The organism is Collinsella sp. CLA-ER-H2 (assembly GCF_040092405.1).
In the GTDB taxonomy this organism is placed as follows: Bacteria; Actinomycetota; Coriobacteriia; order Coriobacteriales; family Coriobacteriaceae; genus Collinsella.
Genome location: NZ_JBBNLO010000030.1, coordinates 1 through 22,977, shown reverse-complemented (window position 1 = coordinate 22,977; position 22,977 = coordinate 1). Strand labels below are relative to the sequence as shown.

Here is a 22,977-nt window from a genome sequence, read left to right as displayed (position 1 = left end):
TACATAGAGCTCTATTACAATAGGGTGCGCATGCATTCCACCCTGGGCTACATGTCTCCAGTGGAATACGAGCGGCAATACGCTTGAGGATCCTTAAAAGAAAGTCCAGTTTATCCTTCCCACTCCAAACCTCCCATTTCCCGATGTCCAAGAAATGGGAGGCAGTTCACAGGCACCTTTGTGGTGGTTTTTGTTTAAGCGCCGGCGATGACGAGATTTGGGCGGGCGTCGTCGGTGGTCTCGACGATCGAGGTAGCGACGGCATCGTCGGGGTCGCTGTCCATCACGATGGTGTCGACGTCGGCAAGCTCGGCAAAACGGTACATGCCACGTCCGTTAACCTTGCTGGCGTCCATGAGGGCGACGCTTTGACGGGCGGCACCGACCATAGCCGCTTTAGTCTCGGCCATCTGCGGAAAGTCGGTCGTAAAGCCGCAGCCGGGAACAAAAGCGCCAGGGCACATGACGGCAAGATCGGCGTGGACCATTTGGAGCGCCTGCATGGTAAGCGGGCCGTACAAATAACGATGGCCTTTGCGCAGCGCCCCGCCCAGCATGACGACATCGACCGAGGGCATGCTCTCGTCGATATAATCGGCGATGGTAATGTCGGCCGTGATAACGGTGATGCCGTCGCGCTGGTCGAGGAGCCGGACGAACTCGAGCGCCGTGGTGCCCGAGTCGACGAGCAGCGTGTCGCCTTTATTGACGAGCTCGATGGCGCTTTGCGCGATAGCCTGCTTGGCGGCGACGTTGACATTGATGCGGCGATCCTGCGTGGAGACGGTCAGGCGTTTGTGGAGCGATACGGCACCACCATGTGTGCGGCGCAGCTTGCCTGCTTCGGCGAGCGCGTCCAGGTCGGCGCGGGCGGTGACGGAGGACACGCCAAAGGTCTGGGCGATTTCTGCCACCTGCACCGAGGCGTTATGCTCGAGCATTTCCATGATGGCAGAACGACGCTCATCGGCGAAAGCTCGGGTTGTTGCATGGGCCATATCCACTCCACTCCATCGTCTGAAATTTGCAGGAATTGTGTTGACTCTATTTTCGTTCATTTTCTTTTTGAGTAAGAAAACACCTTTCGATTACTTATCTTTTCTATAAAAGAAAGACGTTGAACGCACAAAATTCAATATCGAACACGCCCGCTCGGCTTCAATTCCTTCCGTTTACTTTTCAAAAACGACGGTATTGACCTGCATGGGCTCAATATCTCGCACGTGCAAAGCCGCTGAATTTCATACAATGAGCGCAGCAAAACGCAAGGTAAAACGCCTTGCGGACACGTACGCCCGATGTCCAGATGCGGGCGAGGGAGAGGAGCAAACGCTCATGGCACTTGTTACCACCGAAAAGATGCTCAAGGACGCTCAGGCCGGCCACTACGCCGTTGGCGCGTTCAACGTCGAGAACCTCGAGTTTGTTATGGCCGTTCTGGCCGCTGCCGAGGAGACCAAGTCCCCCGTCATCATGCAGACCACCCCGGGCACCATCAAGACCGCTGGTCTGGACTACTTCTACGGCATGGTCAAGGCTGCCGCCGAGCGCGCTTCCGTGCCCGTCGCCCTGCACCTCGATCACGGCGATGGCTATGACCGCTGCATGCAGGCTTTCCGCACCGGCTACACCTCTGTCATGATCGACGGTTCGCACGAGTCCTTCGAGGACAACATCGCCCTGACCAAGTCCGTCGCCGATGCTGGCCGCGCCATGGGCGTGCCCGTCGAGGCCGAGCTCGGTAAGGTTGGCGGCAAGGAGGACGATGGTCCCGCAGTTGAGGGCGAGAGCCCCTACACCGATCCTGCCGAGGCCAAGGAGTTCGTCGAGCGTACCGGCTGCACTTCCCTCGCTATTGGCGTTGGCACCAGCCACGGTGTGTACACGAGCGATCCGCACATCGAGCAGTCCGTGGTCAAGGCCATCCGCGACGCCGTCGACGTGCCGCTGGTTCTGCACGGCACCTCCGGTGTGCCCGATGAGCAGGTTGCCGAGGCTGTGAAGAACGGCATCTGCAAGGTTAACTACGCCACCGAGCTGCGTCAGGCCTACACCAAGGGCTTCATGGCCTACATGGCCGAGAACCCCGCCTGCTTCGATCCCAAGAAGCCGGCCAAGGAGGGCATGCGTGAGATCACCGAGCTGGTTAAGATCCGCATGACCAACCTCAACTCTGTGGGCAAAGCAGAGTAACAGCAAGGGTACTCTGATCCCACCGGACGGTTTGGGCGGGTCCCGTACTTAGTTTCCAAAACGTCCTCGCGCATGAAGGCCCCCGTTGTCTCGCTTCTTCGAAGCGTTGACAACGGGGGCCTTCGCGCTGCGGAATGATTTTGGAAACTAAGTACGGGACCCGCCCAAACCGTCCTGCTCAATCGCCCTTGTGGCGTTAGTGTCGGAATAATAAGACGTTGCTTTTTGCCCCCTGCGGAAAGATTGGGGAACTAAGCCCTCGTCCCTCCCAGGTTGACCTACTCGAGGTCGTCGCCCTTGTAGCGTTGGGGCTGAAAGGGTGGGGCGCGGGGGTTACTTGGTTGTTAGGGTTAGCAGGTCGTTGGGGGTTTTGAGGTTGTAGGTGGCGTTTGGGATGTCTTGGTGTGATCCCCATGCCGCTCTGGCAAAACTGACCCCTGCCGAAGTTGCGCATTGTTCGTCGTAGACGGTGTCGCCAACGTAGACGACGTTGCCAGGATTCGCGCCCGTACGCCGGAGATATTCGAGCATGGGAGCGGGTGCGGGTTTATGTTCGGTTGTGTCTTCGACAAGGATGATGTGCTCAAAATACTTATCGAAGCCAAGGGGTGCAATTTCTTCTGCGTATTCGTCGCGCGCACGTGAGGAGACGATGCCAAGTTTGCAGCCGTTGTCGGAGAGTGTTGCGATAACTTCGTGCAAGCCGGGAAACACGCTGATGGTGCTTTTAAAGCTGGCGGCAACTTGGCACCAGCGATCCAGCGTTGCCTGTGAGTAGATCCCAAGTTTCTCAAGGGCGTTCTTGCCGGGTATGCCGAGGGCAAATTCAAGCTCGTGTCGGGGGAGCGTTTTGCCGGTTTCTTCTTGGACAATCTGGCCAAGCGATGACAGCACGCTTTCTTCTGTATCTGCCAATGTCCCATCAACGTCAAATACGATATGGTCAAAGTGCTTCATATGATTGCTCCTATCCGTTGTTTGCCTGCAAGTTTGATGCAGTGACAGAAGAAGGGCTAGCGGGATTTCTGCCTGGTGCTATCGAGATTCTGCCTCGCTGCTCGATAGCTCGAAGGAGTGCACCCCATTTGTTCTTTAAATACCTGGCCAAGATGGCTTGCTGTTATAAATCCGCATTGGCGCGCGACTGTCTGTACCGTTCGCGTGGTGTGTGCCAAAAGTTCGCAAGCACGGTTTATGCGGTATGCGCGTAGATATGCCGCCGGGGTCGTTCCTGCACAAGTTTCGATAATGCGGTAACACTCTCTTTCGCTTACGCCGGCTGCAGATGCCATCTGGGGCACATCTATAGCGGCTGCATAGTTTGCGCGGATAAAGTCCAGGATTGCCTTGAACTGTACGTCGCGGCTGGTCATCCAAGAGGCGTTGTCGGAGGAAAAGAGCGGTTCGGCCTTGGCGTAAATCTGAATCCAGAGCTCTGACAAGCTATTCCGAAGCGCCATCTCGTTCTGCGGCCGTTGAAGGTCGTGGTTAAAGGAACTCTTCAGCAAATCGATAAAGGGCATATCGTCGGGGTTGGTGGGCGACCATTTGAGCACATCGACGCCTCGACATTGCAGCAATGGGTTGATATAGCGCTTTTGGAGACGTCCCGCGGGATCGCCGAGCATCGACGGCTGAAAGATATGCAGCATTTGAATGGCTGGCGCCGAATTGGGCGATTGCAGCGTGCTGTGCAAAACGCCGCCGTTGATAAAGCCGGCGGACCCTTCCTCAAAGCGTACGTGCTCATGAGCCGCGCGCGTTCGATAGTCAATCGCTCCCTGCTCCATGTAGAAAAGCTCAACTTCGGAATGCCAGTGCCAGGGGACGGAATTGCCCGGATAGCGAGCGAATTCTGCGCGTTCGGCAATATAGGGCCAGTCTTCGGCGGTCTCGGGAAACGCTTCCTCGCGTCCTCCGCGGTGCAATTCTATGTGATCCATGTTTCGCATGGCATCAGTATAAAGCGCAATGGGCTTAGATTGCTCTTGCCTGTTCGGGGAACGCCTTGTCTAGGGATGCTTGGAGCTTTTCGAAGGATGCTCGTAAGTTGAGGCTCTGATCGGCTGAGCGCTTGGTTTTTGTGGTGGGGGAGTCGAGGAGACCGTTTCTCTGTGTCGGGGGGAAGGAGAAAAGGTTTGCATATTTTAGGGATGGCTGCTGTGCTGCGTCATTGGAAGAATGCATGCTTATGCGGCCTCCTCGATGTCCACCAATAGATTGCGCTCGGGGTATGCTGCTAGGTCCCGTGCGTTGGCAGTATTATGCCGCGGCTGCTGCAAAGAAGCGCTAAAGAAAGGCTTAACCTGGTTTGGTGTTACGATGAAACTTGCAGGTCAGAGGTATCGAGTAACATTCTTGAAAGGTTTTGAGCTTAAGGGCTTTCTAAGGTTTGTGGCGCGGATGTGGCTCGCCTGTGTGGGGCGTGTGGACGGCTCGTTCCTAGCGCTGCGGCTCTGCGGCGCGCACCTGCTCGATGACCTTTTCCATTGTGGCGTCGATGCGGTCTTTTTTGAGCTCGCATTCCCAGATGGTTATGGGTGTCCAGCCCATTTGAGTGAGTGCTGCCACGGCAGCGCGGTCGCGCTCGACGTTGCGATGGAACTTTGCCTCCCAAAACTCAACGTTGCGCTTGGGATGGCTGGGGTTGCACTTGGGGCAGCGGTGCCAAAAGCAGCCGTTGACGAAGATGGCGATCTTGCGTCCGGGGAAGGCGATGTCGGGTTTGCCGGGAACCTTCCATTCCAAGCGATAGCCCGTAAGGCCCGCGGCGCGCAGGCGCTGTCGTACGAGCAGCTCGGGCTTGGTGTTCGCGCGTTTGTTGCCCTTCATGGACTTTTTTATGGCGGCGCGACGGCGCACCAGTTCGCGCTCGTCGGCGGAAAGGTCCGAGGTATCGATGCCGTCGAGCAGACCTGGTTTGGGGCGCTTTTTGCTACGGCGCTTAGGTGCGCGCTTGGGCTTGGTGGCGGGCTCGTCGGTCGCGGTGGCCTCGGCGTCGTTGGCAGCGCCGTTGGCCTCAAGCCGGTCTTCCTTCAACTCAATCAGGGCATCAATGAGTCCCTTGTCGGCGGGCATCCATTCCACCGTGGCAAGCGAGGTGCGCGGAATCCAGCGGATATCGAGCTGGCGGTCGTGCTTCTGGGGCTCATCGGATTCATCGGCGAGTGAGCAGTAGTAGCACTCCATGGAGAGATGGAAATCGGGGTAGTCGTACTCAACGGTATAGAAATCACGCAGGTTGGTGACTTTTACCTGCAACTCTTCCATAAGCTCGCGGCGTACGGCGTCCTCGGGCGACTCGCCGCGCATGAGCTTGCCGCCCGGGAACTCCCAAAGTCCCCGCATGTCGCCGTAGCCGCGCTGCACGGCAAGCAGCTCGTCAGATCCATCCTTGCGAATGATCCCAGCGGCAACATGAATAGTCTTCAACAGGAGTCCTCTCTCAACATCAACACGTGACAGGCTAGCTACCCGTACCTTACACAACGGTAAGGCAAGCGTAAGCCATATCGATGGTAGCCGACTCGTCTTCTTGCGACTATAGATGCCGTAGACTAATCGCAAGAAAGGACTCGGTATGCAAACCACGCACATGGCGACCCCGGTACTGGAGGTCGCGCATCTCGAAAAGGTATATGGAGCGCTGGGCAACGTGACCCGTGCGCTCAACGACGTCAGCTTTACCGTCAACCGCGGCGAATTTGTTGGCATCATGGGCGCTTCGGGCTCGGGCAAGTCGACGTTGCTCAACTGCGTGTCGACCATCGATGGCGCCACGAGCGGCACCATCCGCATCAACGGGCAGGACGTAACGCGCATGAAGCAGGCTAAGCTTTCGCAGTTCCGCCGCGAGGAGCTCGGCTTTATCTTCCAGGACTCCAACCTGCTCGATACGCTCACGGCGCGCGAGAACATCGCCCTGCCGCTCACCATTGCCCGCACAAACTCGGCAGAGATCTCGACCCGCGTGCAGGATGTGGCCGCGCGCCTGTCTATCAGTCAGGTGCTCGACAAGTATCCCTACCAGATGTCCGGCGGTCAGCAGCAGCGCGTTGCCGCGGCTCGCGCGCTCGTCACCGACCCCACCATGATCATGGCTGACGAGCCCACCGGCGCCCTCGATTCCAAGAGCGCCCGCCTGCTGCTCGAGAGCCTGGAGGCCCTCAATCGCCGCCTGCGCGCCACCGTGCTCATGGTCACGCATGACAGCTTTGCCGCCAGCTACACGAGCCGCGTGTTGTTTATCCGTGACGGCAAGATCTTCACCGAGCTGCGCCGCGGCGACACCGACCGCCGAGAGTTTTTCGACCGCATTATGGAGGTCGTTGCCATGATGGGCGGTGAGGGCTCCGATGCTCTGTAAACTCGCTTGGGGCAACGTCCGCCGTGCCGGCCGCGACTACCTCGTCTACCTTTTGACGCTCACCCTGGGCGTCACGGTCTTCTATGCCTTTAACACCATCTCGATGCAGGTCGACATCGCCGGAATCGATGAAAAGGGCTTGGCGCAGGTTATGGGCAGCATGCTCGGCGACCTGACGTACTTTTTGGCCGGTGTCATGGCCTTTTTGATGGTGTATGCCAATAACTTCATCATGAAACGCCGCAAGAAGGAGTTTGGCCTGTACCAGGTGCTCGGCATGGGGCGTGGGCGCGTCGCCACGATCATGGCGCTCGAGACCGTGATAGTGTCGGTCGTGGCCTTTGTCGCCGGCATTGTGCTGGGTGTGGGACTCTCCCAGCTCATGACGTTCTTTACGGCCTCGCTTTTTAAGACACAGATCGCCAATTTCCACTTCTTTTTCTCGGTGCATGCGTTCAATCTGACCCTTGCCTGCATGCTCGTAATGTTTGTGCTCACGCTACTGCTGAACCTTCGCGCCGTGCGTCGTACCAAACTCATCGAGCTTATGGGTGCCGAGCGTCGCAACGAGAGCATCAAGACACGCAACCCCTGGATCGCGATTGCCATCTTTGCCGTGGGCGCGGTGCTTGTGGGCGTGGCCTATTACCGTCTGCTACGTGATGGGTTCCCGCTAACCGCGACGGACAGCAAGCTGCAAGAGGCCATGAACCAGTTTGGTATTACGACCGCTATGGTTACCGTGGGCACCTTTGCCCTGTTCTGGGGACTCTCGGGCATGCTCATCAAGCTGCTGCAGAGCCTGCGCGGCGTGTATTGGCGCGGCCTCAACATGTTTACCGTGCGCCAGCTTGCGGCCAAGGTCAACACGGTGTGCTTTTCGATGGGCGTCATCGCGATGCTCCTGTTTTTGGCCATCACCTCGGTGACGTGCGGTATGTCGATTGCCAACGTGATGAACGAAAACCTGGAGCGCTATAACCCTGTTGATGTGTCTCAGACGTATGTCTATTACACGCCCGATACGCTCGACTACTACAAAGGGTACAAAGGGTATGTCAATCCGTCTGAGGCCGATCGCATGGTGCTGGCCGATACAACGGTCGATTTGTACCCTGCATGGCACGGCAAGGGCAAGTCGGCGGGCAACAACGACGAGACCGGCAAGAAGGTCAATATCGCCGATGTTGCCGGTGAGCATGTGCAGATCGATTCGTATCTGAGTTACCCATTTGGCGGCTCGAATCCTTCGGTGACCCCAAGTGAGATGTGCAAGATCATGGGCGAAAAGCTTCCCAAGGCGTTCGGGGGTATCAATGCCGATACGATGGGTCTGTTTGTGACGCCGGCGAGCCAGTACAACAAACTGCGTCAGATGATGGGCGAGGAGCCGGTGCACATCGGTCACGACCAGTATCTGCTCACATGTGATATGGGCGGCGAGCTGGTCGACCTGTACACCAAGTATATGGCTGGCGGCCATGCCCTTACCTTGGGCGGGCATACGCTCAAGCCCGCAACCGATAAGTCGGACGAAGATACGGCGGCCATCGCCAACTCGGCGATGGGCAGTAATCCGGGTACCGTCGTCGTTGCCGACGAGCTGTTGTCCCAACTTAATCTGCAGCCGTATTCCAGTAGCCTGCTCGTTAACTACAAACAGGGGATGGATACGACTGAGGCAGACGAGAGCATTAAAAACACTGTGCTCGACAATCTGCTCGTTGACGGCAAGGAGCCGGGGTCGTGGGGAACCTTCATCACACGCTCCGAGATGTACACGCAAGCAGCGCAAATGAACGGTCTTATTAGCTACCTAGCCATCTACATCGGCTTTGTATTGGTCGTTGCATGCGCGGCGATTCTGTCGATCCAGCAACTCTCCAACGTGGCCGACGGCAGCCGCAGCTATCGTGTGCTGGCACAGATCGGCTGCGACGACCGCCAGATCCGCCATTCAGTGATGGCGCAGCAAGCGGTATTCTTCCTGTTCCCGCTGGCAGTGGGCCTGGTGCACTCCTTTGTGGCACTTAAGGTGATCATCGAGCTGGTGAGCATTTTCGGAAATATGAGCATCGGCGGCACCGTGGGCCTCACCTGTGCAATCTTCCTGGCGGCCTACGGCGGCTACTTCCTGGTGACCTACCTCATGAGCGCCGGCATGGTACAAGCTGCCATCGCCACCCGCTACAGCGAATAACAAGCGGGCAAAACCGTCGCAAAAATAGAGGCGTATGACCGCCGCGAAGGGACCAGGGGCCCTTTCGCGGCGGTTTTTGCCAATCTGGTGCGTCTCAGATACAAGTGAGTAGACTTTTTTGAACCTGCCGAGCACATCGCGACAAATGATCTATAAAACTGCAGGTCAGAGCTGTGGCGTTTTAGGGCGTGCTCGGCCTTCTGCAAAAAGCCTACTCACTTGGTTTTCTGCTAGAAGACCGCCACGAGGGAAGGCAACTCCCTTACGTCGGTTTGGACGTTTGCCCAGATAAAACCTGCCAAAATAAACCTGTCCCTTTTTGGCAGGTTATCGCTTCCAAAAGTGGAGGATGAGCGTCGTGCGGTTTTGCTGTTCGGTTTTGACCAGGATGTTGTGGATGTGGGTCTTGACGGTGCCCACGGCAAGGAATAGCTCGTCAGCGATCTCTTGGTTCGATTTGCCCAGTACGACCAGACGCATAACTTCGGTCTCACGGTTGGAGAGCTTGTAGGCGTTGCGATAGAAGGGCATCTGCTCTTCGATGTGTCGATCAAGATCGCTGACGTTCTTTTCCTCGGGCGCCTCCTGCATGCGGATTGAAAGCACGTGGTAGGAGTAGATGATCAGCAGAATCGCAAAGCAGCAGGCAAAGACGTTTTCGCTAAAGTTGCGCTCGGACAGATATAGTTGCAGCCAAGAGGGCGCCAGACTCATGGGGACAATCAGAATGTTGTAGAAATCCTCGGCAACGATGCAACCGACCAGAATAGCGCCGATAATCAGGTGCTTTCGTTGGTTGTTAACGCGTGCCTTCAGCTCGACTTGCGTGCTCTTGCGTGCCGTCCAAAAGATATATAGCCCCACGAAAACAAGGAATACCTGACGCATCGTGTAGTAGAGCCATTGATGAATGGGGCCGTAGGGGACAGCGACGATAATCAGCAGCTCGCTCAGCAAGAACGTTGCGACGGGAATGACAAACTGCTTTTTTGAATGCTTGTCGAGCAAATCCATGGCAATGAGCCAAATAAAAGCCTGCGAAGCGGTCGCCACAAAGGTCCGCAACACAGGCATGGTAATTGAGTAATAGTCGCTGGCTGGAAAACTCTGGTTTTGCAGCGTGTATTCAAAAAAGAAAATCTCGGTCATCTCGATGGCATAGCAGATAAATACGCCGCTGCCATAGATAAAGAAGCGTCGACGAGACGAGGCATAGGCGGCAAGCGAGAGCGCCGCCGTCACAATACAGATCACGAGTATCGCTAGGGTATAGAAGAACATCAGGGTGTTCATCTGTCACCGTCCCATCTCATTTATTCTATGGCCGAGCTCTGTATACCTTGTGGGATATAGACGTCTCAACCCTTCGTTTCATTGCGGATTAGGCGCCGAGATACAGCATAGCCGTATACCGTTCGCGGTTCTAGATGGTAAACCCCCTGTAAACTCTTGACCTGCGGGTTTATATTGGTTTAGAGGGGGTGTAACTCCATGAACGGTCTTTAATCCCGAATAAACTAGGTAAAAATTGCATACGGGTGAATGATGGTCTTGTCAACACGAGGCGTGATGTTCGAGCGCCTCATAGTAATAGTCGGCAAGACCGGCGGAAAGGAAATCGACATGGCACTGCCTAAGGATTTCATCGACACCAACGACTTCACCAAAGAGCAGATCCTGGCTATCGAGGATCTTGGTCTGGCAATGAAGAAGGCCATCAAGGTTGACGGTTATTATCCGCACCTGCTCCGCAACAAGAGCCTTGGCATGATCTTCCAGCAGGTCTCCACCCGCACTCGTCTTTCCTTCGAGACCGCTATGACCGACCTCGGCGGCCATGCTCAGTTCTATGGCCCTGGCACCATCCAGCTCGGCGGTCACGAGTCCCTGGGCGACACCGCTCGCGTTATGGGCTCGCTGCTCGACATCATGATGGCTCGCGTTGACCGTCACAAGGACGTCGTCGGCCTCGCCGAGGGCTCCGCTGTGCCCGTCATCAACGGCATGTCCGAGTTCAACCATCCCACGCAGGAGATGGGCGACCTCATGACCATGCTCGAGAACCTCCCCGAGGGCAAGAAGATCGAGGACTGCACCCTGGCCTTCATCGGCGACGCCACCCAGGTCTGCGTCTCCCTCATGTTCATCGCCTCCAAGGTCGGCATGAAGTTTGTCCAGTTTGGACCTAAGGGCCACCAGATTCCCGACGGCGGCCTGCACGTTGGCACCGTCGAGGTGCGCGCCGAGTTCGGCAAGCAGATGATGGCCATCGCCGAGGAGAACTGCAAGGTCTCCGGCGGCTCTGTCGTCATCTCCGACGACATCGAGTGCATCAAGGGCGCCGACTTCATCTACACCGACGTGTGGTATGGCCTGTACGACGAGGAGGTCTCGGGCGAGAACTACATGGACGTGTTCTATCCCAAGTATCAGGTCACCATGGACATGATGAACTTTGCCGGCCCCAACTCCAAGTTCATGCACTGCCTGCCGGCCACCCGCAACGAGGAGGTCGTCGACGAAGTCATGGACGATCCCGAGCGCTCCCTGTGCTGGGTCGAGGCCGAGAACCGCAAGCACTCCATCCGTGCTCTCCTTGCCGCCCTGGGCAAGCGCACCCCGCTCAACGACGAGGGTGTCGAGTACTCCGCCAAGGCTGAGCTCCACGCCGCTCTCGAGGCTCTCGAGCAGCTCTAAGCCTCAAGGCTTCTAAAAGCACGTTTGCGGGCGGCGGATGCTCGTCTCCTGTCGCCCGCTCACCGAGGCCCAAGCAATTGCCTTAATACCTTAGGGCCTCGGATCTGTCCAAGACTGAGCGAAGGAGCTCATCATGAGCGACGGAAAGAAAAAGCTTTCCTTCTTGACGGTCATTTCGACCATCATCTGCGTCGTCTTCGTTTGCGAGGCCGCCGCTCCTGCTGCTGCCATTGGCAACCAGCAGTTCTTCTGGTGGATCTTCCTGATCCTGACCTTCCTGCTTCCCTACGGCATGGTTGTCGCCGAGCTCGGTACTACCTATGACGGCGAGGGCGGCATTTACGACTGGGTACGCGATGGCCTGGGCGACAAATGGGGCGCCCGCATCTCGTACTACTACTGGGTCAACTACCCGCTGTGGATCGCCTCGCTGGCTACCATGTTCCCCGACATTTTGGGCATGGTCTTTGGCGTCGAGTTCAACTTGATCGCCAAGATGGGTATCGATCTTGCCTTTGTGTGGATCGTCTACCTCATGGGCCGCTCCAAGGCGGCCGACTCCGAGTGGGTCCTTAACGGTGGCGCCATCATCAAGGTCGCCGTTGCCGTTATCGTTGGCGCTTTGGGCATTTGGTATGCCATGGAGAACGGTTTTGCGAACGACATGTCCGCTGCCACCTTCCTGCCCGAGCTCACCAACACCAACGCTCTCGGCTACCTGTCGATCATCATCTTTAACTTCATGGGCTTCGAGGTCATCTGCACCATGACCGACGACATGGCCGATCCCGCTCGCGATATCCCCAAGGCTATCATCGTCGGTGGCCTGTCCATCGCCGTGATCTACCTGTTCGCTGGCTTTGGCATCGGCGCCGCCGTGCCGGCCGACTCCATCGATCCCGACTACGGCATGATCGTCGCAGTCCAGACCATGGTGGGCGACTCCATGATCTTTAAGGTCATCTGCATCGCCTTCCTGATCACCCTGTTCGCCAACATGGCCGCTTGGTCCTTCGGCGTTAACTCCGTTGCTCGCTACGCTGCCGAGCACGGCAACATGCCCAAGGTCTTCGCCTCGATGATCTCCGAGGACGACATGCCCAACGGCGCCAACCTGGTCAACGCTGTCGTTGCCTCCCTGGTGCTGTGCCTGCAGCTCGTTCCCATCGACGCCATCTCCAACGGTGTCTTCTGGATGCTCTTTGGCACCTCTGTCGTCTTCCTGCTGTTGACCTACATCCCGATGTTCCCGGCGTTCCTCAACCTTCGTAAGAACGACCCCAACCGTGAGCGCATCTTCGCGTTCCCGTTTAAGGGCGCCATGATGAAGGTCATGCTGGCCATCCCCTGCATCGAGCTGGTTCTTGCCATCGTTGCCACGCTGATCCCGTTCTCCGCTGCTGAAATTGGCGACAAGGTCCCGATGATCGTTATCTTCATCGTGCTCGTGCTCATCGGCGAGGTCGTCCGCGTCGTCAGCGCTAAGGGCCGCGAGACCGAGTACAAGGGTCTGACCCCTGAGCTCGCAGCCCAGCGTCTCGCTGAGGAGGCCGCCGAGGCCGAGGAGAACTAGAGCACCCGGTTCTGGGGCTCCAACCCTCCTCGTGTACCAACGCGCGCTTCGTCGGGCTTGTCGCTCCCGACTCCGGGCACTCTAGCCTCTTCGGAGGCGTGTCCAAGCGACAGGTTTGCTAACCATTCCCCCGGGGTGAGTGTGAGCGATAGCTCCGGTAACCACCGCCCACCCCAATCTCTCTTCCGTATCCTTCGTGCGTTTTGTCTCCGCGCACTTGGTTACGTCGTCGCTTGCCGGTGCGATTCCGTGAAAACCGGCACCGGGCGCCCCGACCTTTGCCGGGGAACGGGCGCCTACCATCTCTTGGTTTTAGGCTGCGGGTAACCCGCCCGCAGCAAGCGATCGTTCGATTTGGAGGAAATCTTATGCGTACGATCACCGAGTCCGAGTCCACCCCCAAGGCCGACGGCTTCTTCATGCCCGCCGAGTTCGCCCCGCAGGATCGCGTGTGGATGGGCTGGCCCCACCGCACCGACACCTGGGCCCACGGCGCCAAGCCGGCCCAGAAGCAGTATGCCGCCATCGCCCGCGCCATCTCCGAGTTCACCCCGGTCTATATGTGCGCCAACCAGGTCGACTACGCCAACTGCAAGGCCGTCTTCGAGAACGACGAGAACGTCACCGTCATCGAGATGACCACCGACGACGCCTGGTTCCGCGACACTGCCGCCACCTACGTCATCAACGGCAAGGGCGAGAAGCGCGCCAACCACTGGCACTTCAACGCCTACGGCGGCCTCGTCGACGGCCTGTACTTCCCGTGGGACAAGGACGAGCAGATCGCCCTCAAGATGGCCGAGCTCTCCGGCTGCCGCCGCTATCGTCCCGACGACATGATCCTCGAGGGCGGCTCCATCACCGTCGACGGCGAGGGCACCCTCGTCGTTACCGACCAGTGCCTGCTTTCCCCGGGCCGCACCTGCTCTGCGGTTCTGGAGGAGGAAGAGGATCCCGAGTCCATCTGGCCCAAGTACCGCAAGAAGTTTGAGCCCTGGAGCGAGGAGCTTCGCGCCTACATGGACGAGCACCTCAAGGATTACCTGGGTGTCGAGAAGGTCATCTGGGTCAAGGAGGGCATCGACCCCGAGGAGACCAACGGCCACATCGACGACGTCGCCACGTTCATCGCGCCGGGCGTCATGGCCTGCATTTGGACCGACGATCCCGAGTATCCGTTCTACGAGCAGTGCCACGCTGCCTACGAGACCCTCTCCAACGCCGTCGACGCCAAGGGCCGCAAGATGAAGGTCTACAAGCTCTGCATGCCCGTGAACCCGCTGTTCATGGACCAGGCTTCCTGCGACACCATCGACGCCGACGAGAACGCCGAGCCGCGCGTCCCCGACGAGCCGCTGATCGCCTCCTACATGAACTACCTCGTGACCAACCACGGCGTTATCGTCCCGCAGTACGGCGACGAGAACGACCAGCTGGCCGTCGACACGCTCCAGAAGATCTACGACGAGGTCTGGGGCGAGGGCGTCTACAAGTGCGTCAGCGTTCAGTCCGAGCAGGTCGTCTTCGGTGGCGGCAACATCCACTGCATTACTCAGCAGGAGCCGTCCGCGTAATTGTCTGTCTTCCCGAGGCACGGCACCTTGCCCTTCAATCGTCGGGCATGACCCTTAAGGTCTATGCCCTCCTCTTTCAGGGCAATCTGCCGCACCTCAGAAACCCAGCCGATCAATCGGACAGTCGGTGAATCGCACCGTGACCATCTCGGGGCATTGATGGTCGGTTTATTCGATGTCTTGGTCGGCTGGGTTTTTCTTTGGGCACTCCGTTGCCTCCACTTCGGAGTGCCCGCCTCTTTGATTGAGTACGCGTCTGATCTGGGATTTATTGCGGGTTAGGCCAATTGTTCGCTTGAATATCCCAGGTCAGACGCGTCTTCAATTGCCAAAAGATTCCGGTCGCAATCGCGGCCGTTTTGATCGGAGTATCTATGTACCAGCGTATCGTTATCTACACGCGCCTGTTCCGCGAGCGTTGGTCCAACAATTGCATCCTCTCTTCTCTTTGGGATGGCACCTGCACCGGTGACGCGGCCTGCAACCCTACCTTGGGCTGCGCCTTCGGTACAGATGCCATCCTTTTTGCTGTAGGGGAAGCGTGCCATGGCAGGTAAAAAGTTCTCCCTGTTCGAGGTCATCCTCTCGGTTATCTGCGTTGTCTTTACCATCGAGGCGGCTGCTCCGGCATCTGCCATGGGTAACGTGCAGTTCTTCTGGTGGATCTTCCTTATCATTACGTTTTTGCTTCCCTATGGCCTGGTGGTGGCCGAGCTCGGTACGGCGTTCGATTCCGAGGGCGGCCTGTACGACTGGGTTCGCCTGGGCTTGGGAGACCGTTGGTGTGCACGCTGCTCCTGGTGCTATTGGGTCAACTTTCCACTGTGGGTGGCAAGTATCGCCTGCATGTTCCCCAGTGTCATCAATGCGGTATGGGGCATCGAATTTTCGCTTGGGGTCCGAATTGCCATCGAGCTTGCCTTTGTGTGGGGCGTCACGGTCATGGCAATGCAGCCGGTGGCCGAGGCCGATTGGGTCATGGATGGCGGCGCCGTCATCAAGGTGCTCATTACCGCCGTGGTGGGAATCATCGGCATCTGGTTTGCCTGCAACAACGGCTTTGCCAACGATATGTCGTTTAAGACATTTGTCCCCGATCTGGGAGACACTAACTCACTGACGTATCTTTCAATCATCCTATTCAACTTTATGGGCTTTGAGGTGGTCGCGACCTTTGCCAGCACGATGAAGAACCCATCGCGCGATATCCCCAAGGCGGTTATCGCCGGTGGCGTTGCCATCGCGGCGATCTACATTATCTGTGGCATCGGTATTGGAGCCGCGGTTCCCACCGAGCAGCTTTCACTCGATTCGGGCATTGTGGACGCGGTTGCCGCCATGGTGGGGCGCGCTCACCCGCTGACGATGGTCGTGGGCGTGGCCTTTCTGGTAACGCTGTTTGCCAACATGATCTGTTGGAGCTTTGGCGTCAACAACGTGGCGAGCTATGCCGCGCGCCATGGCAACATGCCGCGTCCCTTTGCGCTGGTGTCCAAGAAGACCGGCATGCCCAACGGCTCGGCACTCATTAACGGTTGTTTTGCCAGCTTGGTGCTGCTACTTCAGATTCCGCTGGGTGAAGGTTCCGACGTCTTTTGGGTCTTCTTCTCGATGAACGTCGTCTTTCTGCTCATGAGCTATATCCCGATGTTCCCGGCGTTTTGGCGTCTGCGCAAATACGACGGTCGCCCGCGTGTGTTCCGTGCGCCCTTCGAGGGCAAGGTACTCGCGGTGGCGCTCGCGATTCCCGTGGTAGAGCTCGTGCTTTCGATTATCGCTACGATTGTGCCGCTCAACAGTTCACCCACCGAGATGTCAAAGTTGCCGATCCTCATGGGTGTGGTGATCGGCGTGTTGCTGGGCGAGGTTTCGCGCCTCATATCGCGCCGCGGCCGCAGCATCGACAATCCCGGCGTTGGCGCAAGGGGGACAGGTCGCTTTGCACCAAAACAGTAGCGCCGCGAGTTGTGCGGTGCTAGATGCATCTTGGATTACTGCTCACGCTGCTCGGGATCAGATGCGAGCTTGGGTGCAAAGTAGGGGACGTGGCCCAGGTAGGGGCAGCTGTCCGAACGCGCCTCAACGGCGCAGGGGACATTGTCGTAGGTCATGGAAGAACCGAGTCGGGTGATGGCCTTGGCGGCGGGCGCGACGAGCATCTTGAGCGGAGCGATCGGTGTCATGGCATCTCCTTTCATCGGTGAGACACAGCTTGTTTATCTAAACGATACAGTACGTTTAATCGGTGAGTCTAATCTTGCGGCAAAGAATCTGTCAACATCCTCACAGCATCTAGACAGGGGAGGCGGGCATGAGTTTCGCGTTCTATATCTACACCACGATTATCATGGGTGTGGCTCTGGTGACCAGTGCCGTGGCATTGGTGGTTTGGCTCATGACGCGCCGTCGCGACAGCCTCGTGGCCGCGGCGGGTTTTTTGCTCTATATGCTCGATATGTCGGTCATCTTTTTTGACGAGTACAATCGGCTCAAATACGACTACGCCGTTACCTTTAGCGAGCCGCTGCAGCACCCCTTGCTGCGCTGCGTGCTTGGTATTGCCATCTATGCCTGCGTGGTGCTATGGATGTTTGCGCGCTTGCGCAAAAGACCGACGTCGCGCATGCTCGGACTCGCTATCGTGCCGTTTTCAATCTTGCAATTGCTGCTGGTGCCTCGCAGCGGCGCTGCCGGAGAGGTGCAGCAGTATCTCTTTTGGCTCACGCGTGACCTGGGTAATGTAGGATGTCTTGCCTATGCCGCCTGGCATTACCGGTACAGAGCAACGCGTGTTGAGAAACTCGACCTCGACCGCTCAAAGCTCTTTTGGAAGGTGGCCTTCGTTCTTGTGTTTTGCGTGATCGCCGAGGACACCTACATGATCTTGTTCTGCCGCCCCGACTCCCAAAACCCCGTCATCGGCCTCTTTTTGTGGTATCTGTCCGAGCGCAATATCTCCGAAAACGTGCTGCTCGTGGTATGCGCGGCTCAGCTTTTTTGCCAGTTTAGCCATATCCTGCGTGTGTATGCCCGTCATCCGCGTGCCGATGAGGACGTGGCAGCCGAGAGCGCAAGCTCTGAGGACGATCTCGCATCGCGTGTGGTGATTTATGCCGACGCCCATAAGCTGTCACGGCGCGAGCAGGAGGTGCTCACGCTGGTGCTGAAGGGCAACGACGCCCAAAACATCGCCAGCGAGTTGGTCATCAGCCCTGGCACGGTCAAGGCACACTTGCATCGCATCTACGTTAAAAGCGGCGTCTCCAACCGAGATGACCTTATAGATACCTTTTGGCGTTTCTAGCCTCATTCTTCCTCGCATGCGGGTCTTGCTGTGTGGGCGGCCACACCGTTGGGCGTAATGAAGCGGTAATAATCTCAGACAATAAACCTGCAGGTAAAGCGTGTAAACCTGCTTAAACTGACCGTTTGCGGTCCCTGGCCTTGGCACGGATTTGCCCCTGTGTATCAATGGGTGTAGCGCGAAGCCGCGGACGTGGGACAGACGTCCGAGCACGGCTTGTAGGCACGCGCCGATGCGGGAGCGCTACGCTCCCAACCGAGTGCCCACGCGGGCGGTGCGTCCGCGTTACAACCAAAGATGCCTGAGGAGGCTCGCATGGACAAGGCTGATGTAGTTATCAAGAGCGACGCCGTCTTTACCGGCGATGGGCTCGAGCCGTTTAAGGGCGGCGTTGCCGTGCGGGGCGATAAAATCGTTGCCTGCGGTGACGATGCTCACCTGGCACCGTTTATCGGTCCCGATACCGAGGTGCGCGACTTTGGCGACCAGCTCGTCATGCCCGGCCTGATCGACTCGCACACGCATTTTGCCCAGGGCGCGTTTATGACCGACCCCGATTTTGCCGTCAACCTCATCGACTGCACCAGTTTTGAGATGGCGATGGAACGTGTCGTGGCGTTTGCGGCCGACCATCCCGATAACGAGTGGATTCTGGGCTGCCAGATTATCCAGTTCCAGTGGGATGTCCCCGAGATGCCCACGGCCGCGATGATCGATGAGTACATCTCCGACCGCCCGGTATTTCTGCAGCAGGTTGACTTGCATACCTTTAGTGCCAATACCTGCGCCATCAACAAGGTGGGAGTAACTTCGCAGACGCCCGATCCCGCAGGCGGCAAGATCCTTAAGGATGCCGACGGCAATCTGACGGGCGTGTTTTCCAACAACGCCGGCGCCTTCTTTATGGACGAGGTCTACGACCCAGCGCCCGAGGTTGTTGACGCGTCGTTTGCAAAAACCGCCCGGCGCGCCAATGCCCTGGGAATCACTACGGTCGGCATGGTCAATCCTACGTTTGTGAGCATGGAAAACCCGTATGCGGTGTTGGCAGGTCTTAATGCCAAGGGCGACTTGCCGCTGCGCGTGTTCCTGTACACCGACCTGTTCGAAAACGAGTCCTTGACGCTCGAGCAGATCAAGGAGAAATACGCCTTCCCGGGTACGCGGGTGGAGTGGCACGGCTTTAAGCAGTTCCTTGATGGTGTGTGCTCCGACCATACCGCCTGGATGCTTGAACCCTATAGCAACGCACCCGACACCTGTGGTGAGCCCGCGGAGGAGCCGGAGCGCATCCGTGCTGCCATCCTGAGGGCGCAGGAATGGGGCGTTGACACGCGCATCCATGCAATCGGCGATCGCTCGGTGCGTTTTGTGCTCGATTGCTTTGAGGAGGGCGAGCGCTTGCATGGCAAGCGGGATTGTCGCCACTCCATGGAGCACAACGAGACGATTCAACCCGAGGATATGCCGCGTTATGCCGAGCTCGGCGTCTGCCCCGGCATGCAGCCGTGGCACATGCTGCTCGATATGGCTGACCTTGCCAAGGACGAAGCCGTGGGTCCCGAGCGTGCCGCGCTTTCGTGGCCCCTGCATAGCCTGCTTGCCAGCGGAGCCGTGGTGCACCTGGGCAGTGACTTCCCCGTTGTGGGCTTGGAGCCCATGGAGGAGGTGTACGGCGCGGTCTTCCGCATGCTCGAGGACGGTTCCAACCCTGAGGGCTGGTTCCCCCAGGAGCGCATTACCATGGCCGAGGCTCTGCGCGCCTACACCTATGGCAGCGCCTACGCCATGCATGCCGAGGACCGCATCGGCACGCTCGCGTGCGGCAAACAGGCAGATATCTGCGTGCTCGACCGCAATCTCTTTGATTGCGAGCCGGCCGAGGTGCTCGAGGCTACCGCAGCCCTCACGATGATCGCCGGCAAGGTGGTCTTTGAGGCATAGCGCCATCGTTTGATTGGGCGGCTTGGTGCCAGTTGTCAGCCGCCTGACATCCATTCAGCACTACTCTCTCAAGGAAAGGGGAGAACAATGGCAGAAGAAGTAACCGCTGCCGTGGAGGAGGAGCGCGAGCTCGCCTCCCAACCGATTCCCGGTCTGGTGCGTAAGTACACCATCGTCACCGGCCAGGGCATGCTCGCCCAGATCATCATGGTGGTCCTTGAGGGCCTCGTGATGGGTTGGGGCCTAGGTGCCCACGGCCTGGCATGTGTCTCGATCATTATGTCGGTCGAGTACATCAACCTGGCCTTTGGCAACCTGTTTGGCACCGGCGTGCCCGCCGTGGTGGGCAACCTTTTGGGTGCCGGCGACATCAAGGGCGCAAGCAAGGCTTTTAGCCAGGGCTTTTGGCTCACCACGATCGTGAGTGTGCTGCTTGCTGTGGTGATGGCAGTGTTTACCGAGCCCATCTGCACATTCTTTGGCGCCACGCCCGACATCATGGCCGATACCGTTGCCGGCGTGCGCACCTTCGCCGTGCTGCTGCCGCTCACGGTCATTGGCCAGATGATCACCGCTGTGATGCGTGTGGACGAGAAGGTTCAGATCCAGGCCAACCTCATGACCGTTTCGGCCATCGTCGCCATCTGTTGGCTCGCGCTTTCCACGTTTGTGCTCAAGTTTGGCGTTATGGGCGCCGGCGTGTACTACGGGCTTTCCATCGGTATCTGGGCCATCGGTATCTTCTGGTTCATCGGGGGCAAAAAGTCCCAGCTCCAGATTAGCCTGGCCGACCTTAAGCTCGACCTCGCCATCTGCGGCCAGATCTTCAAGATCGGCTTCCCGTTCTTCCTGGTCCAGGGTGCGACCTTTATCTTTAATACCGTTGCCAACTCGCTTTTGGGTTCGCTCGGCGGCGACATGGGCTCGCTCTACATCGCAGCCTTTGGCGTGATCAACGGCTACATCCTCTACATTACCATGATGGTTGCCCAGTGCTTCTCCTACGGTCTGCAGCCCATCGCTGCCTTCAACGCCGGCGCAAAGGCTTGGGCACGCCTTAAGGAGACGCTCTCCTGCACGCTTAAGTACCAGGTTGTGACGCTGGCGCTGGTCACCGTCGCGCTCTGGCTTGCCGCCACCCCGGTGTGCGCCTTCTTTGCCGGCAGCGATCCTGCGCTCGTTGAGGTTGCCGCCAACGCCACGCGTACTGTCATCCTGGCTGTTGCCCTGGGCTATCTTGCCATGACCATGTCGATGTATTTCCAGGCGGTCGAGAAGGTGGGTGTCGCCACGTTTACGGGCCTGCTTCGCTATGTGATCTGCTCGGTGCCGCTTATGTACCTCCTCGGCAACATGATGAGTGTCGAGGGCGTGTGGATCGCCCTGGTGGTGGCCGATGCCATTACTGGCATCATCTCCATTGCGCTCGCCGCGCACGAGTCCAAGCGCCTTGCCACGCTCTAGGCTCGGACATGGCTGGCGTACGATAGTCGAACAAGTTAACTCGCCTGCAAGCCACCACAATGGGGACAGCCCCCATTGTGGTGGCTTTTGTTATTTAGGGTCTGAGATTTCGGCTCTATAAATAATGCTTTTGAACTGGGTTACTATAAGATTATGGTAAACGCTACTATAAGATTATGGAGAATGGAACTATTCGATTACGGTAACAGCGTAATAAGGGGCGTTGATATGGCTGAGTTCATTAACAGGGATTTGCATGAGTTGCTCATTCGCATGGCAGGCTGGTTTCCTGTTGTGTCGTTGACAGGGCCTAGGCAGAGTGGTAAATCTACGCTGGTTCGGCATGCCTTTCCCGACTATTCCTACGTCACGCTTGAGGACCCTCAAACGAGGCGCGCGGCCTTGGAGGATCCGGTGAGTTTTATCCGCAACCGAAAGGGCGGACTCATCATCGATGAGGCGCAATACGCCCCGGATTTGTTTTCAATGATCCAGGTTGTTTCGGATGAGCGGGGAGACGCCGGTCAATACATCCTTACAGGCTCGCAAAACTTTTTGATGATGAAAAGCATCGGGCAGTCTCTTGCCGGGCGAGTCGGGATCTTAAAATTGCTGCCATTATCGTTTCGAGAAGCGGAGAGGGGCCAGCAGGGGCAGCTGGAAGTGGATTTGTTCGCGCTCGAAGGGGGATACCCTCGCCTGCGTTCCGCCGGAATGCCGTCCTCGGTTTATTTTCCCAGCTATATCGATACCTATGTTGAGCGCGATGTTGTGGGCTTGCTTGATGTGCGCAATAAGGCGGAGTTTCATAAGTTTCTGTCCATAATTGCTCAGAGCGTCGGTGCCCTCATCAATATATCCTCGCTTTCTCGAGATACGGGCGTGAGCGTATCGACCATTAAAAGCTGGTTGTCCATTCTGGAGCAGAGCTACCTGACGTTTTCGCTGCAGCCCTATTATGCAAATGCCAAGAAGCGTCTAACTAAAACGCCCAAGCTCTATTTTTACGACACGGGGCTGCTCTGCTACTTGCTCAAAATTGGATCACTGGAGCAACTATTGGAGAGCCCTTATCTGGGGGCCGTTTTCGAAAACCTCATCGTTTCCGAAACGGCGAAGAGCCATCTCAACGTGGGCGAGAATCCCGAGCTGTATTTCTATAGGGACGACAGCAAGCGTGAAATCGATTTGCTCGACTGTACAAACTCAGGGAGTCCCAAGGCTATCGAAATAAAATCATCCAGAACGTATCACGATAAGTACGCCCGCCATCTACAGACTGTATGCGATGAGATCGACATTGCAAAAGATGCGCGCTATGTTGTGGCCCGCGTGGACTCAACGTATGAGTCGAAAGACTGTAGTGTGGTTTCGGCGCGTGATTGGCTTTTACGATAACAAGCTCGGCGTATTAACGGCTGCCGCGAAGGGAACCGGCCCCCTTTTTGCGGCGGTTTTTGCCTATCTGGTGCGTCTTAGATGCAAGTGAGTAGACTTATTTGGATATGCCGAGCACATCGCAACAAATACTCAATAAAACCGACGCTCCTATAAGTTGTCAAGAGGCAGTTTGCGGGAGCGTTCTCTCCAATTCGCACAGGAGCTCGTAATACCTCCTCTCCAGTTTCGTCGACCGCCGTTTCCCCCGTTCCAAGTGCCCGA

Annotated in this window: 18 protein-coding genes; 11 read left to right on the top strand and 7 right to left on the bottom strand. The window is 57.5% G+C overall.

The window, feature by feature from the left end; translation table 11 throughout:
- Nucleotides 1–194: 194 nt before the first annotated feature.
- Nucleotides 195–998, bottom strand: coding sequence for a DeoR/GlpR family DNA-binding transcription regulator (locus AAAX59_RS08390; RefSeq protein WP_349071449.1), 804 nt, complete (start codon nt 996–998; stop codon nt 195–197).
- Between the two features lie 337 nt (nt 999–1,335).
- Between AAAX59_RS08390 and AAAX59_RS08385 the strand changes: the two genes are divergently transcribed.
- On the top strand, nt 1,336–2,193 hold the full coding sequence (locus AAAX59_RS08385) for a class II fructose-bisphosphate aldolase (protein WP_022095149.1): 858 nt from the start codon (nt 1,336–1,338) through the stop codon (nt 2,191–2,193).
- Between the two features lie 333 nt (nt 2,194–2,526).
- Here AAAX59_RS08385 and AAAX59_RS08380 read toward each other — a convergent pair whose 3' ends face one another.
- From AAAX59_RS08380 to vsr, 3 genes are all read right to left on the bottom strand, one after another.
- On the bottom strand, nt 2,527–3,150 hold the full coding sequence (locus tag AAAX59_RS08380; protein ID WP_349071448.1) for an HAD family hydrolase: 624 nt from the start codon (nt 3,148–3,150) through the stop codon (nt 2,527–2,529).
- Between the two features lie 56 nt (nt 3,151–3,206).
- The gene (locus AAAX59_RS08375) at nt 3,207–4,136 is read right to left on the bottom strand and encodes a helix-turn-helix domain-containing protein (RefSeq protein WP_349071447.1); all 930 of its coding nucleotides are present in this window, start codon (nt 4,134–4,136) and stop codon (nt 3,207–3,209) included.
- A gap of 499 nt (nt 4,137–4,635) precedes the next feature.
- Entirely contained in the window at nt 4,636–5,625 is a 990-nt protein-coding gene (vsr, locus tag AAAX59_RS08370; RefSeq protein WP_349071446.1) for a DNA mismatch endonuclease Vsr, read from the bottom strand.
- Between the two features lie 148 nt (nt 5,626–5,773).
- Here vsr and AAAX59_RS08365 point away from each other — a divergent pair, with 148 nt between their 5' ends.
- Nucleotides 5,774–6,559 (top strand): ABC transporter ATP-binding protein, encoded by a 786-nt coding sequence (locus AAAX59_RS08365; protein WP_349071445.1) that lies wholly within the window; start codon nt 5,774–5,776, stop codon nt 6,557–6,559.
- Nucleotides 6,549–8,759, top strand: a complete 2,211-nt coding sequence (locus tag AAAX59_RS08360; RefSeq protein ID WP_349071444.1) for an ABC transporter permease — start codon at nt 6,549–6,551, stop codon at nt 8,757–8,759. The genes AAAX59_RS08365 and AAAX59_RS08360 overlap by 11 nt, the downstream gene beginning before the upstream one ends.
- 327 nt (nt 8,760–9,086) lie before the next feature.
- Here AAAX59_RS08360 and AAAX59_RS08355 read toward each other — a convergent pair whose 3' ends face one another.
- Nucleotides 9,087–10,052: a LuxR C-terminal-related transcriptional regulator gene (locus tag AAAX59_RS08355; RefSeq protein WP_349071443.1), complete on the bottom strand. Its 966-nt coding sequence runs from the start codon at nt 10,050–10,052 to the stop codon at nt 9,087–9,089.
- A gap of 330 nt (nt 10,053–10,382) precedes the next feature.
- Between AAAX59_RS08355 and ptcA the strand changes: the two genes are divergently transcribed.
- The 3 genes from ptcA (at nt 10,383) to AAAX59_RS08340 (ending at nt 14,603) form a co-directional block, all read left to right on the top strand.
- Entirely contained in the window at nt 10,383–11,456 is a 1,074-nt protein-coding gene (gene ptcA, locus AAAX59_RS08350; RefSeq protein ID WP_349071442.1) for a putrescine carbamoyltransferase, read from the top strand.
- A 133-nt stretch (nt 11,457–11,589) separates the two neighbouring features.
- Nucleotides 11,590–13,029: an APC family permease gene (locus tag AAAX59_RS08345; RefSeq protein ID WP_349071441.1), complete on the top strand. Its 1,440-nt coding sequence runs from the start codon at nt 11,590–11,592 to the stop codon at nt 13,027–13,029.
- A 368-nt stretch (nt 13,030–13,397) separates the two neighbouring features.
- Complete coding sequence (locus AAAX59_RS08340; RefSeq protein ID WP_349071440.1) at nt 13,398–14,603, top strand: agmatine deiminase family protein; 1,206 nt, start codon at nt 13,398–13,400, stop codon at nt 14,601–14,603.
- A gap of 278 nt (nt 14,604–14,881) precedes the next feature.
- Here AAAX59_RS08340 and AAAX59_RS08335 read toward each other — a convergent pair whose 3' ends face one another.
- Complete coding sequence (locus AAAX59_RS08335; protein ID WP_147325424.1) at nt 14,882–15,151, bottom strand: hypothetical protein; 270 nt, start codon at nt 15,149–15,151, stop codon at nt 14,882–14,884.
- Between AAAX59_RS08335 and AAAX59_RS08330 the strand changes: the two genes are divergently transcribed.
- Complete coding sequence (locus tag AAAX59_RS08330; protein ID WP_349071439.1) at nt 15,150–16,559, top strand: APC family permease; 1,410 nt, start codon at nt 15,150–15,152, stop codon at nt 16,557–16,559. The two genes, AAAX59_RS08335 and AAAX59_RS08330, sit on opposite strands and share 2 nt — an antisense overlap.
- A gap of 35 nt (nt 16,560–16,594) precedes the next feature.
- Here the strand turns inward: AAAX59_RS08330 and AAAX59_RS08325 are convergent, their stop codons facing one another.
- Nucleotides 16,595–16,786 (bottom strand): hypothetical protein, encoded by a 192-nt coding sequence (locus AAAX59_RS08325; RefSeq protein WP_117746649.1) that lies wholly within the window; start codon nt 16,784–16,786, stop codon nt 16,595–16,597.
- Between the two features lie 128 nt (nt 16,787–16,914).
- Between AAAX59_RS08325 and AAAX59_RS08320 the strand changes: the two genes are divergently transcribed.
- The 4 genes from AAAX59_RS08320 (at nt 16,915) to AAAX59_RS08305 (ending at nt 22,713) form a co-directional block, all read left to right on the top strand.
- Complete coding sequence (locus tag AAAX59_RS08320) at nt 16,915–17,907, top strand: helix-turn-helix transcriptional regulator (RefSeq protein WP_349071438.1); 993 nt, start codon at nt 16,915–16,917, stop codon at nt 17,905–17,907.
- Nucleotides 17,908–18,222: 315 nt separating this feature from the next.
- The gene (locus tag AAAX59_RS08315) at nt 18,223–19,851 is read left to right on the top strand and encodes an amidohydrolase (protein WP_349071437.1); all 1,629 of its coding nucleotides are present in this window, start codon (nt 18,223–18,225) and stop codon (nt 19,849–19,851) included.
- Nucleotides 19,852–19,938: 87 nt separating this feature from the next.
- A complete protein-coding gene (locus tag AAAX59_RS08310) occupies nt 19,939–21,315 on the top strand; it encodes an MATE family efflux transporter (protein WP_349071436.1) in 1,377 nt (458 codons plus the stop codon).
- Between the two features lie 228 nt (nt 21,316–21,543).
- On the top strand, nt 21,544–22,713 hold the full coding sequence (locus AAAX59_RS08305) for an ATP-binding protein (protein ID WP_199409482.1): 1,170 nt from the start codon (nt 21,544–21,546) through the stop codon (nt 22,711–22,713).
- The last annotated feature ends 264 nt before the right edge of the window (nt 22,714–22,977 follow it).